The sequence below is a fragment of the Luteolibacter sp. LG18 genome (genome assembly GCF_036322585.1).
Classification (GTDB): Bacteria; Verrucomicrobiota; Verrucomicrobiia; order Verrucomicrobiales; family Akkermansiaceae; genus Luteolibacter.
Genome location: NZ_AP024600.1, coordinates 3227678 through 3240738 on the forward strand (window position 1 = coordinate 3227678; position 13061 = coordinate 3240738).

Below are 13061 nucleotides of genomic sequence, written 5' to 3' on the forward strand. Positions count from 1 at the left end.
GCGGCATGGTAGATCAGCCCCCGTCTTCCCGCCGCCTTGTGTTCGTCTTGCACGCCTACACCCACACGCCCGCGCGGATGTCTTCCGTGGAGGCCTTCATCCGGGAGGTGCTGCCGGGGGCTGAGGTGAGGGTGCCGCCGCTGCCCTTTCAATTGTTCTCGTTCGCCAGCTTGAACGCGGTGGCGCGCGAGGTGCTGGCGGCGATGGACGAGGAGGTCCGGCGGGCGGAGGAGTCCAGCGCACCGTATGAGGAAATCATCCTCGTGGGCTACAGCGCGGGCAGCCTGCTGGCCCGTAAGCTCCAGATCCTGATTCAGGGGGAGACGAAGGACGCCCCCTTCGAGGACTCGGAGGTGGAGTTCGAGGAACCCGCTCGTCCATGGGCGAACAAGGTCAGCCGGATCATCCTGCTCGCGGGCATGAACCGCGGCTGGGCGTTCAGTTCGCACATGAAGTGGAAAACCCTCGCCAAGTTCGGGGCGGGGGCGCTGCTCGGCCATTTCCTGCGTTTCGTCACGGGGAAGGAACTCATGATCTTCCAGACCCGGCGCGGCGCTCCTTTCCTCACCCAGCTCCGGCTCCAGTGGATGGCCATGGAGCGGCGGGTGCCGTCCGGGAGGAAGCCGGCGATGGTGGTGCAACTGCTCGGCTCGATCGATGACATCGTCTCACCCGAGGACAACATCGACCTCGTCACCGGCAGAAATTTCGTCTATCTCGACGTGCCTTACTCGGGCCACACGTCGATCATCGATCTGGACGAAAACAAGGATGGCAACGGCTATGGCCAGGGACGGAAAGAAGTGCTGCGCGTGGCCCTCACCGGGTCCGAGGAAAGCCTGCGCGCCGAATCGCTGGAACCGGTCGACGAGGTGCCGGTGGACGCGCTTTCCGGGAAAGAGGACAAGGTGCCGCCGCATGTCATCTTCGTGATGCACGGCATCCGGGACGAGGGGCATTGGACCCGGAAGATCGCGCGCGCCGTTCAGCGCGAGGGCAAGCGGATTCCGAAGGTTTATAGCACCGAGACCTCCACTTATGGGTATTTCGCGATGCTGCCGTTCCTGTTGTCATGGACAAGGCGCCAGAAGATGGAGTGGCTGATGGATCAGTACGTGGAGGCGAAGGCCCTGTATCCTGATTCTCCCTTTTCCTACGTGGGGCATAGCAACGGCACCTACCTGCTGGCGAAGGCGCTCACCAGCTACCGGGCCTGCCGTTTCGAGAACGTCGTCTTCGCGGGCAGCGTGGTGCGGCGTGACTACGATTGGCTGGCGGCGAAGCAACGCGGCCAGGTCGAGCGGTTGTTGAACTACGTGGCCACGGGCGATGGCGTGGTGGCGGCCTTTCCCGGGTCATTCGAGGTGTTCGGCTCCGAACTGGGCAGCGCCGGTCATAACGGATTCCGCCAATGCACGAAGGAGGGCAAGGACGGACTCTATGAAATCCGCGCGGTGAGCGGAGGCCACGGCGCGGCGATCAAGGAGGGCAACTGGGAGGCCATCGCCCACTTTATCGTCCACGGCAAGCCCGCGGCCGAGACCCGGGTGAAGGTCGAGGAGAAACGCGCGTGGTGGTGCGTGATGCTGGGAGCCGCCGCGCCATTGCCGGTGGTGGTGCTGGCGGTGCTGTTGGTGACGATCGCCCTCGTCATCTGCGAGCAACCCGCTTCGTCCGAGTGGCGAGCGGCCATTCTCGCACTGTACTTCGCGTGCCTCGGCGTGATCCTCACCAAGGCGTGAGCGGCATTTGGTGGTGGCTAGCGGGGATCCTCTTCATGCCGCTCCGTTCCGGGATTTCCGGCGGTGCGGGGTGGGCCCGCCTGATGCGGTGCACCGTGTTCCGGCGGTTGCCCGCTGTCGTTCCGCCCGAGCAGATAACCGGCGACGGTGCCGAGCAGGCCGATGACGGGAATGATCTGGTCCTTGCTGTAGCCAACCAGCACGAGGATCACGGCCATGACACATACCAGCGGCACGGTAAATGTTCTCATCAGGATGGTGGGCGCGTGTTTCCCCTTCAGGATGAGCCAGGACATCAGCCCGAAAAGCACGAGGGTGAAGGCGAGGATCGCGCCGGCGGAGGCGAGGGAGGTGGTCTGGTTCCAGGTGTTGGCTCCGGTTTCTGCCAGTTTGGTCTCGGCGGTTTGGAGCTTTTGGGCGGCTTCCTCCCGCTCCTGTTTCAGACTGTCGATCAGGGCTTTGAACTGCGCGGGGTCGGCCGTAGTATGCATTTGCACACCGGTTTCCTTCGGGGTGTCCCGGGCTGGCGGAAGATTCCGCGCGGCCTTGTCTTTTTCGAGTTTCAGCTCCGCGATCGTGGCCTTGAGCTGCTCGGCGTCGGGCGAGGGTGGAGGCGTGGTCTCGTTCATCTTCTTTCAGGGGTGGTGGTTGGGTGGGCGGTGGCTTCGAGACGGGCGAGCTCGGCTTCAAGCATGGCGATGGCCTCGTCATATTTCCGTTGCTGTTCCTCAAGGTGAGCCCGGTATGCCGCCAGCGCGCGAGCATACTCGTCCCGGGTGCCAGCCACTTCGGGAACCGTTTGAATGTTTTCCCGAAGACCGGAAGACGAGGGCCAGATCGGACGTTCCGCCGGTGGCTCGGGTTCGTGCTCGGAGGCAAGCTTGGTCGCCTTCTCCTGTTGGAGAGCTTTGATTCTCGCCCGCAGCTCGGCGGCTTGGGCCCGCGGGGATTTGGCCGGCGGGAGCGGTGTGGTTCCGGACAAGGCGGGTGGTTGGTGGGACGGTTGATGCGGGATCGCGATCACCGCCGGAGGCAGCGGGCCGGGGCCTTCACATCCGCACAGGGATAGTATTCCCGATGCGGTCAGGATAAGTGATTGTTTCATCTGAGGGGGTGTGAATGATAGAGTATGGCCTTGTGATCGTGCAATGAAGAAATGTGTATCTATCCAGGGGCTGCTGGGAATGATGCATGAGGCGTGGGGGCTTCCGGGGTGCCCGGCGCCTTCTCCGCCAACCGGGAGGGGAAGGGCGGCGTCTGCGGGAAGGACACGTCCTGACAAGCAAAGGGAGGGGGCGTGCCCCTGGCAGCGGACGGAGTTGATAGACCCGGTCGCCCCGGCGGTGCGACCCTACCTTCCCGGCGGGTGGACCTCGATGGCGAGGTCGTCGAGGTAGATCGGGGTGCCGGAGCGGTTGTCGAGGGAGAGGGTGAGATCCTTGCCGTTGAGGTCGATGGACGGCGGGGCGGGGGACCGGCGGTCGGAAAGGTCGCTCGGGCCGCGCAGCAGGTTTTCCGGCACGGTGAGCTCGATGCGGAAGGGCGACCAGCCGCCCTGCGGCAGCGGGGTGGTGGCGACCGCGGCCTCATACTGGATCATCACCGGATAGCCGCTGGCGACGAAGCGCAGGCTGCCGCGCAGCGTGTGGGCGGCGGGATCGGAGACCTGGGACCAGCCGGTGACGATGACGCGCAGGCCGGGCACGGCCTTCAGCGCCTTGCCGTGCTGGTCGAGGATGATCTGGTTCAGGAAGGCGTTGTCCTGCATGCGGATCACGTTGCGGCCGGACTTCGCGTAGAGGCGGCCCTTGCTGTGGCGGCCGATCTCGCAGACCTCGGTGCCGGGGGTGGCGAAGAAGTCCTGCCAGTAGAGCACCGAGCGGCTGATGGCGGTGGGGCTCTGGGTCAGGTCCATCGACTCGAATCCGGCGTTCCGCAGCGCGTAGACGCTGGTACGGCTCTGGTAGTAGAATACCGCGCCGGCGGTGGCGAGCCCGGCCGCGGCCAGCGCGGCGACGATCCATTTCCAGCGCGCCCTGCGTTCCGGGCCGGGCAGGCCCGCGCGCTCCGCGCCGCCGTAGCGGACCGTCTGCTGGCGCTGCACCGACCACATCGGCGCGCCGGGGCGGGGATCGAAGACGACGCGGCGCGTTTCCTCCCACTCCAGCTTGCCGGGGTCGATGGCCTCCTGGAGGGTGGCGTCGAAGCGGATCGCGCGGGCGCAGTAGCGTTCGGCCTCGGGTTCGGTGCGCAGCCGGTGTTCGAGGCGGTCGCGCTCCTCCTCGGTGAGGGATTGATCGAGGAAACGTGACACCAGCCGCTCGAGCTCCGCATCCGGCGGTCCGTCATCGGAGGGCATCCGGGTCATTCGGCGAGGGCGGATTTCCTGAGCACGCAATCGCGCAGCAGGGCGCGGAGCCGTTCCAGCTTCTTGTAAAGGGCGTCCCTTGAGATGCCGGTGGCGGCGGCTTCGGCCTGGAGGGCGCTGGGTTCGCGGGAGGCGTAGCGGAGTTCCAGCAGGCGGCGCGGCGCGGACTTCAGCGACTCGAGGCAGCTCTGGAGCGCGGAGATGCGGGCGGCGGGCTCGCGGGTTTCCTCCTGCTCCATCGCGGCCACGGTTTCGGCGAGTGACGACAGCACGTCGGGGGAGAGGGTGACCTGCGGGTGGCGGTATTTCTTCCGCACCTCGCCCTTCGCGATGCGCTTGGCGCACTCCAGGCAGAAGGCGAGGAAGGCGTCCGGGGCGGCATCGCGCGGGCCCTTCTTCCACGCCACCAGGGCGACTTCCTGGATGCAGTCGTCGATGGCGGAGCGGTCGCTGAGAAAGCTGGTGAGGTAGGCGCGGACCGAGAGCTGGCAGCCCACCCACTGGCGGGTGAAGGCGTCCGTGTCCTGGTCGGCGAGGCGGGTATCGAGCTCCGGCAGCAGGCGGCGGGTGAGGCCGGGCAGGCGGTCCAGCAAGGGCACGCGGCCACCGCTTTCCGGCGGGGCTTCCACATACGCGGGAATGAGCGGCCAGTCCCCGAGGGGCATGGCGGATTCATCGGTGGGCGTGGCGCGGAGCATGACGCGTGGTTCTCTTACAGGACGATATCGGAGGCCGGATGGCAATGCCGGAGTGAAGCGTCCGGTCCACACAGACGTGGCGGCGGGCCGGGATGTTTCAAGGATCGTGAGGTGCGCCCGGTGTTTCAAACAAGTGGCTCGGCGGGCTTTTCGCGAGGGGCGAAAAAAAATCCGTCAGATCCGCGCGGGTTCCGCCACTACCCACGCAGGGCCGCCATCGGGCACCTGCGGCCGATGGGATTCCCCCGCTAACCACCTTGGGAAAACCATCGGAAATTCCATCGCAGAACCCATGAAATCCCAAGCATCCCCAACCGCCGCGCCCGTGCGACCGGGCGTCACGCCGCTCGCGGCGATCCTCGCGCTGATCGTGTCCCCCTCGGTCCAGGCAGCGAATATTTCCTGGAACGCGGGCACCGGCCTGGCCGGTTCCTTCACCACCGGCTCGAATTGGGTCGGGGGTGTGGTGCCGGGCGCGGCGGACGTGGCGAAGATCGACAACGGCGGCATCACCCTCGGTGCCAGCACCGTGACCATCGCCGCGGGGGACGTCATCGCCGTGACCACCGTGGACCTGTGCGCCACCAACGTGAACAACAACCGGCCGGTGATCAGCCAGTCCGGCGGCACGCTCACCACCGGCACGCTGTTGCTCGGCCACGCCGCCTATGGCGGCACAAAAAGCCCGGAGTACCAGCTTTCCGGCGGCACGCTGGGGATCACCACCGCGTGGTCCTTCGGCGATGGCACGGCGATCAAGTTCACCGCCACCGGCGGCACCGTGAACTACTCGGGCGGGGCCTTCATCTTCGGCAACAACGGCGTGAACCACCCGATCACGCTCTCGAACAACGCGGCGGTCAATTACACCTCGTCCTCCCAGATCACCTTCGGCGGTGGCACGGCGGCGGGCTCCGCCACGCTCTCGATGGCCGGCACCTCCAGCTTCACCGCGAACACGGTGGGCACCATCCTGATGGGCAACGACGGCACCCGCGGCAACTCGATCACGCTCGCGGACAGCGCCACCTTCAGCGCTTCGGCCGCCACCTTCGCCATGGGCCAGTGGAACAACGGCAGCGCCACCGTGCCCGCCACCGCCGCGGGCACCATCACGCTCGGAGGAACGTCGTACTTCAACGTCGGCAACCTCAAGACCGGCGGCAACAACGCGCTCAACCCGCAGTGGGGCGTGGTGAACCTCAACGGCGGCACGCTGGAGGCCAACACCGTGCAGATCGGATCCAGCAATGCCGGCGCGGACGCCACCCACAATGTGGTCAATGCCAACGGCGGCATCGTGAAGGCGAAGGTCGCCAGCACCAATTTCTTCAACGGCGTCTTCCTCAACCTGCTCGCGGGCGGTCTCACCTTCGACACCAACGGCAAGGCGGTCACCATCGTCAACCCGATGACTGGCGCGGGCGGCCTCACCAAGAAGGGCGCGGGCACGCTCACGCTTTCCAACAGCACGCTCACCTACGCCGGAGCCACGGTGATCAACGAGGGCACGCTTGCCCTGCCCAGCGCCACCTTCCCGGACACCGCCAGCGTGACCATCGCCAGCGGCGGCAAGATCTCGCTCGGCAGCGGCCTGGAGGACCAGGTGGGATCGCTCACGATCAACGGCGTGGCGATGCCGGATGGCGTTTACGGTTCCTCCGCCTCGGGCGCTCCGCTGGCGAACCAGAGCGACGTGTATTTCGCGGGCACCGGCACGCTGCGGGTGGGCGCGCCGACCGCCGCGCCGCGCGCGCTGGTGTGGGAGGGCTTCACCACCCAGCAGTGGGTCACCGGCGATGCGGCCACCGGCTTCCTCGTCGATGGCGTGCGCACCGGATTCCATCTTTTTGACAACGTGACCTTCGCCGATGGTCCGGACGCCACCCAGCGCACCGTCGCGCTGACCGGCACGCTCCAGCCCGGCAGCATCACGGTGAACAACAGCGCGGGCAACGACTACTCGCTCACCGGCACCGGCGTCATCGGCGGTTCCACCGGCGTGGTGAAGCAGGGCGCGGGCAAGCTCACCCTCGGCGGCACCGGCAACACCTACTCCGGTGCGGTCAACGTCAACGCGGGCACGGTGGTGATGGGCAGCGACACCGCCTTCGGCCTCAGCAGCGGCATCACCATCGCCGCGGGCGGGCAGGTGGACATCAGTGGCCGCGGCCCCGGCGCGATCTACACCTACACCATCGCGGGTACCGGACCGAACGCCACCGCCGCGATCGTGAACGGCGGCGCGATGCGGCAGGGCGACGCGGGCATCAAGAACCTGATCCTCACCGCCGATGCCTCGATCGGCAATACCGGCAACCGTTTCGACATCGGCCAGGGCGGCACCGTGACCGGGAACAGCCACACGCTCACCAAGGTGGGCACGAATGACATGGGCTTCCGCGGCGATGCCTCGGGATCGCCGATCAACATCGTCGCGGCGGGCGGCACGATCTGGGCGGAAACCTCGACGGGTGCCTACGGCGGCGCGGGCGGCACGCTGCGGGTGAAGTCCGGCGCGCGCGCGGGCACCTACGGCGCACTTGGTATCGCCACCCCGGTCACCATCGAGAGCGGCGGCATGCTGCACAACCAGGGCGGCGGCGCGGGCACCTGGAGCGGGGCGTTCTCGCTGGCGGGCGAGGTCGCGATCGATTCCACCGGCGGCACGATCGCCCTCAGCGGCGCGGTGTCCGGCACCGCGAATGTCACCAAGAGCGGCGCGAACAACGTCACCGTGACCAACCCGGTGTGGGCGGGCAACACCACCGTCACCGCCGGCCCGCTCACGCTCGCCACCACCGGCCTGAGCGACACCGGCCGTGTCACGCTCAATGGCGCGACCTCGACGCTGAGCCTCACGCACGGCACCGCGGACACCGTCGGCACGCTGTTCCTCGATGGCGTGCAGCAGGCGGCGGGCACCTACGTTTCCACCACCAATACCCAGAACATCCCGGGCGCGATCGCCACCGCGCACATCGTGGGTGCCACCGGCAGCCTGGTGGTGACCACCGGTCCGGTGGTGCCGCCGTTCGACACCTGGGCGAACGCCCGCATCACCAATCCTGCCTACGCGAACCTGAAGGGGCGCCTCGACGATCCGGACGGCGATGGCATCAACAATGTCACCGAGTTCCTCTTCGGCTCCGATCCGCAGGCCGCGGGCGAACCGCTGGTGGGCATGGTCCAGGCGGGCAGCGTGATGGTGATTTACTGGAACGAGCACGGCACCGGCGAGGTCTACGTCCTCCAGGAAACCGGCACCCTCGCGGGGAATTCGTGGGCCGCGAGCGCGGTGGTGCCGGTGGTGTCCGGAGACCAGAGCGGCGTGCCGGCCAATTACGTGCGGAAGGAGGCGATGGTGCCGGTCGACAGTGGCAGGAAGTTCCTCCGCGTCCGCGCTTCCGAGAACTGAAGATTTCATAGGGTACGCATGCTCCCGTCCGCGGCCGGTTGATCGGGTAATGCACCCGGACCGCGGGCGGGCATCATCTTGGGAGGCCTATAGGACCCATGCGTCCTATAGGCCTTATAGGTATAGGTCCCATTCTTCTCCCCCGTCCCGAAAGATCTCCACGCAACCGAGCGTTCTCCCGACATCGCATGACCCCTGAAACCCACCTCGACCGCCGCGCCACGCTGAAGACCCTTGGTCTCGGCTGGCTCGCGTTCCAAGCCCCCGCGCGGTTGCTCGCGCTCACCCCCGCCGCCACTCCTTCCCGCGCGATGGAGGTCTCCACGTTCCTCCAGAATTACTGGGATGAGAAGCGGGAGATCTACATGGACAAGGAAGACAAGAAGGGCCCCACCGCGGTCTGGGCGGCGGGCATCATGTTCTCCGCGCTCGTCGGCGGCGCGCGCCATGACAAGGCGACGTTCCTGCCGCGGATGAACCGCTACTTCAAGGGACTCGATTGCTACTGGGACACCAAGGCGAAGATCGCCGGCTACGAGCCGCTGCCCACCGCGGGCGACGGCCATGACAAGTACTACGACGACAATGCCTGGATGGTGCTCACCTTCCTGGAGGCCTACGAGCTCACCGGCGAGCAGAAGTACCTGCGCCGCGCGCGGGAGACGCACGACTTCGTGCTGAGCGGCTGGGACGAGCAGGCGGGCGGCGGCATCTGGTGGCACGAGCGCCACAACGACGACGGCAAGAACACCTGCGTGAACGCCCCCGCGGCGCTGAGCTGCTTCTACCTCTCGAAATACAGCGATCCGAAGACCGCGGAGAAACTCATCGTGCAGGGCAAGAAGATCGTCGAGTGGACGGTGAAGACCCTGCAATCGCCGGACGGCCTGTTCATGGACCACATCAAGGTCACCACCGGCCGGGTGAGCCGCGCGCGCCTCACCTACAACACCGCGCTGATGCTGCGCTGCTTCCTGTGGCTGCATTCCTCCACGAACGACGCGAAGCACCTCGAGGAAGCGAAGCGCGTGGGCAAGGCCGCGGATTGGTTCCTCGACGGCGGCACCGGGGCCTACCGGGACCTGCCGAAGTGGTCGCACCTGATGGTGGAGGCGGACATCGAGATGTACCGCCACACCCGCGATGACTTCTACCTGAAGCGCGCGCGGAAGACCTGCGACGTGCACTACCAGGATTGGAAGAAGGCACCGAAGCCCGAGATCATCGACAATGCCTCCTACGCCCGCGAGCTGTGGTTGCTCGAGGACCTCGATAGCCCGGAGGGCGTGAAGTTCTGGCAGAAGGCGGACCGGGTGAAGGGGTAGGCATGAAGGTAGGGTCATCACGCCGAGATGACCGGGCGGTGGAGGTGGTTCGCGGAACCAAGTCCGCCCCATCAGACGAAGGGATGGGGCATGCCGGTGGGAGCGGACGTGGCCCTGCGACCCGGTCGCCCCGGCGGTGCGACCCTACCTCCGCGGATCGCTGCGAAGGTAGGGTCATCTCGCCGAGATGACCGGGCGGTGGAGGTCGTTCGCGGGAAGGAGGCCGCTCCATTGGACGATGAGATTGGGACGCGCCGCTGGCAGCGGACGGATCTGTTAGACCCGGTCGCCCCGGCGGTGCGACCCTACCTTTGCGGCGCGCCTCTGGAGGTAGGGTCATCTCGCCGAGATGACCGGGCGGTGGAGGTCGTCCGCGAAGCCGAGTCCGCCCCAACCGACGAAGGGATGGGGCGTGGCGGTGGGAGCGGACGCGGGTGTGAGACCCGGTCGCCCCGGCGGTGCGACCCTACCTTTGCGGCGCGCCTCTGGAGGTAGGGTCATCTCGCCGAGATGACCGGGCGGGGGAGGTCGTTCGCGAAGCCGAGTCCGCCCCAACCGACGAAGGGATGGGGCGTGCCGGTGGGAGCGGACGCGGGTGTGAGACCCGGTCGCCCCGGCGGTGCGACCCTACCTTTGCGGCGCGCCTCTGGAGGTAGGGTCATCTCGCCGAGATGACCGGGCGGGGGAGGTCGTTCGCGAAGCCGAGTCCGCCCCAACCGACGAAGGGATGGGGTGGGCCGGTGGCAGCGGACGTGTCTGTTAGACCCGGTCGCCCCGGCGGTGCGACCCTACCTTTGCGTCGCGCCTCTGGAGGTATGGTCATCTCGCCGAGATGACCGGGCGGGGGAGGTCGTTCGCGAAGCCGAGTCCGCCCCAACCGACGAAGGGATGGGACGCGCCCGTGGCAGCGGACGCGGCCATTCGACCCGGTCGCCCCGGCGGTGCGACCCTACCTTTGCAGCGCGCTGCGGAGTTCGTGGAGCTCGAAGGCGTGGATGAGCGGCGTGCCGGTTTTGGAGGAGAGGGAGAAGGAGCGCTTCTTCGGATCCGCATTGCCGGGCATGGGGATGTAGCATTGACCGTCGCTGGCGAAGACCTCCAGGCCGTTGCGGTCGCAGTAAAGGGTCATCCGCTGGCGGCCGCCGATGAGGGGCGCGGCGGCGGCGTGGCCGTTGACGATGAGCTGCTGCGTCTTCATGTCGTAGGCGATGGCGTGGCCGCGGAGTTCGATTTCGAACTGTTCGGCATCGCCGGGTTCGAACTCGACGCGCATTTCATAAAGATCCGCATCCGCGATGGTGAGGGACATGGCGGCTCCGCGCGGGAGCTTGAAGGGATAGTCGGAGTTCCCGAAATCCAGGGTCTTCACCCGCAGCTTCTCCAGTTCCTTCACCGGGGTGAAGGTGAGGCGCGGTCCATCCGGAGTGGTGACGAGGTTCAGCTCCAGCGGCAGGCTCATGGATTGGTTGAACGGCATGCCCTTCGTCTCCGTCTGCCACCAGCCGATGAAGACGCGGCGGCCGTCCGGGACATCGCTGAAGGATTGCGCGGCGTAGAAGCCCTTGCCGCGGTGGCCGGGGAGCATCGGCGTTTCCGGCTTGAAAGCCTTCCCATCGAAGGAGCCGACTTGATATTCGCTGCTGGCGGCGGTGAGCACCCACTTCTTTTTCGCGGGATCGCCATCGACGGGCAGTTCGAAGAGGTCCGGGCATTCGAAGAAACCGTCGGTCTTGCTGGCGAAGGTCCAGTGTTTCAGATCCGGCGAGGTGTGGAAGTGGATGGTGTGGACCTTGTTCAGCTCCACGTACACGGCCATCACCCATTGCTTCGTGGGTTCGTGCCAGATCACCTTCGGATCGCGGTTGCCGTGGGTGACTTGTTTGACGACGGGGTTCTCCGCGTACTTGGTGAAGGTGCGGCCATCCGTGCTCCAGGCGAGGCACTGGGTGTATTCGTCCCCGGCGGCGGTGTAGAAGAGGATGAGCGGCGGCTTGCCATCCTTGCCGAAGCCGCTGGTGTTCTTCCAGTCCACCACGGCGCTGCCGCTGTACATCATGCCGGTGTCATCCGGGAAAAGCGCGTCGCCGAGTTCCTTCCAGTGGACGAGATCCGGGCTGACGGCGTGGCCCCAGTGCATGTTCCCCCAGGTGATGCCGTAGGGATTGTGCTGGTAGAAGAGATGGTACTCGCCGTTGTAGAAGACGCAGCCGTTCGGGTCGTTCAGCCAGCCGCGGGCGGAGGAGAAATGGTACTGCGCGCGTAGTGGTTCGCTGTAGGGTTTTGGATCGGGCCGGGGTTCCCGGGATCGGACGATCCGGTCGAGGGCGGCCGGGTCCGGGGAAAGGCGGTCCACGCGCAGGTATATGTCCTTGCCCTTCCACGGGCCGAGGTCCATGGGAGCGTACCAATCGGCATCATCGGCCTCCGCGAGCTCGATGTCATTGCGGGCGACCACCTTGCCATCCACGCGGAGGGTGAAGGTGCGCTTCGGCGCGCCATTGCGGATGGGGATGAGGAGATAAGGTGCCTCACCGGAGACATTGACGGAGAGTTCATTCCACAGGCCCGGCGGCTTGGCGTCCATCTGCACGATGTGATCCACGTTGATGTGTCCCCAGCCGCCTTTCGCTTCATCGATGATGCGGAGGGTGGCGGTCTTTCCCTTGAAGCGGCGCACGTCCCAGAATCCCGGCTCCAGCGCTTCGGTGCCGCCGGGCTTGTCCTGCGTGCCGGTGGAGCCGAGGACGACCTGGCCATCGATCACGAGCTGGAGCTCGAGCTTGCCCGGCCGCTTGCCGCCGCCGATGAGGAAGGCGATATGGTTCCGCTCGATGGCGAAGGGCGGCGAGGTGAGCGTGCCGGTGGAATCATCGCCACCGTGGAAGGAATTCGCGAGGCGCGCGCCATGGAATCCGGTGACGGGCATCTGCGAGGCGAGGCTGCCGCGTGCCGGTCCGGTTCCGAAGGCGTCTCCGGTGGCGGTCCAGGGATCGTAGGACTCGCCCTCGAAATCCCCGAGGACGAGATCGTTCTCTCCATGCGAAATTTCCGCCCGGATGGGCAGAGTGGATAGACCGATGAGGATCGTGGAGAGAATGGCTCGGTTCATGGGGCGGGGGATACGTGGGGCAGCCGGTTTGATTTCATCTTGGAGGGGAGGATGGGGAAACGGAAGAGGCGAATGTGTCTTTGCAGCGCGCCTCTGGAGGTAGGGTCATCTCGCCGAGATGACCGGGCGGGGGAGGTCGTTCGTGAAACCGAGTCCGCCCCAACTGACGAAGGGATGGGGCGGGCCGGTGGGAGCGGACGTGGCCTTTTTCCCCCCGGTCGCCCCGGCGGTGCGACCCTACCTTTGCAGCGCGCCTCTGGAGGTAGGGTCATCTCGCCGAGATGACCGGGCGGGGGAGGTCGTTCGCGAAGCCGAGTCCGCCCCAACTGACGAAGGGATGGGGCGGGCCGGTGGCGGCGGACGAACCCTCTTCTCCCCGGTCGCCCCGGCGGTGCGACCCT

The 13061-nt window shown here is 66.6% G+C and carries 8 protein-coding genes; 3 read left to right on the forward strand and 5 right to left on the reverse strand.

The features are described from left to right. The first annotated feature begins 38 nt into the window (after positions 1-38). The gene (locus tag llg_RS13160) at positions 39-1742 is read left to right on the forward strand and encodes a hypothetical protein (RefSeq protein ID WP_338285132.1); all 1704 of its coding nucleotides are present in this window, start codon (positions 39-41) and stop codon (positions 1740-1742) included. A gap of 17 nt (positions 1743-1759) precedes the next feature. Here the strand turns inward: llg_RS13160 and llg_RS13165 are convergent, their stop codons facing one another. From llg_RS13165 to llg_RS13180, 4 genes are all read right to left on the reverse strand, one after another. After that, positions 1760-2371: a hypothetical protein gene (locus tag llg_RS13165; RefSeq protein ID WP_338285133.1), complete on the reverse strand. Its 612-nt coding sequence runs from the start codon at positions 2369-2371 to the stop codon at positions 1760-1762. Beyond that, positions 2368-2847: a hypothetical protein gene (locus tag llg_RS13170; protein WP_338285134.1), complete on the reverse strand. Its 480-nt coding sequence runs from the start codon at positions 2845-2847 to the stop codon at positions 2368-2370. The genes llg_RS13165 and llg_RS13170 overlap by 4 nt, the downstream gene beginning before the upstream one ends. 246 nt (positions 2848-3093) lie before the next feature. Continuing rightward, the gene (locus llg_RS13175; RefSeq protein ID WP_338285135.1) at positions 3094-4110 is read right to left on the reverse strand and encodes a hypothetical protein; all 1017 of its coding nucleotides are present in this window, start codon (positions 4108-4110) and stop codon (positions 3094-3096) included. Continuing rightward, on the reverse strand, positions 4107-4808 hold the full coding sequence (locus tag llg_RS13180) for a hypothetical protein (protein ID WP_338285136.1): 702 nt from the start codon (positions 4806-4808) through the stop codon (positions 4107-4109). The genes llg_RS13175 and llg_RS13180 overlap by 4 nt, the downstream gene beginning before the upstream one ends. 292 nt (positions 4809-5100) lie before the next feature. On the opposite strand from llg_RS13180, the gene llg_RS13185 reads away from it, so the two are divergent. Together llg_RS13185 and llg_RS13190 are read left to right on the forward strand one after the other, a co-directional pair. After that, entirely contained in the window at positions 5101-8226 is a 3126-nt protein-coding gene (locus llg_RS13185) for an autotransporter-associated beta strand repeat-containing protein (RefSeq protein ID WP_338285137.1), read from the forward strand. Between the two features lie 188 nt (positions 8227-8414). Next, on the forward strand, positions 8415-9551 hold the full coding sequence (locus llg_RS13190) for a glycoside hydrolase family 76 protein (RefSeq protein WP_338285138.1): 1137 nt from the start codon (positions 8415-8417) through the stop codon (positions 9549-9551). A 949-nt stretch (positions 9552-10500) separates the two neighbouring features. Here llg_RS13190 and llg_RS13195 read toward each other — a convergent pair. Continuing rightward, positions 10501-12660, reverse strand: coding sequence for a glycoside hydrolase family 32 protein (locus llg_RS13195; protein ID WP_338285139.1), 2160 nt, complete (start codon positions 12658-12660; stop codon positions 10501-10503). Positions 12661-13061 lie beyond the last annotated feature (401 nt).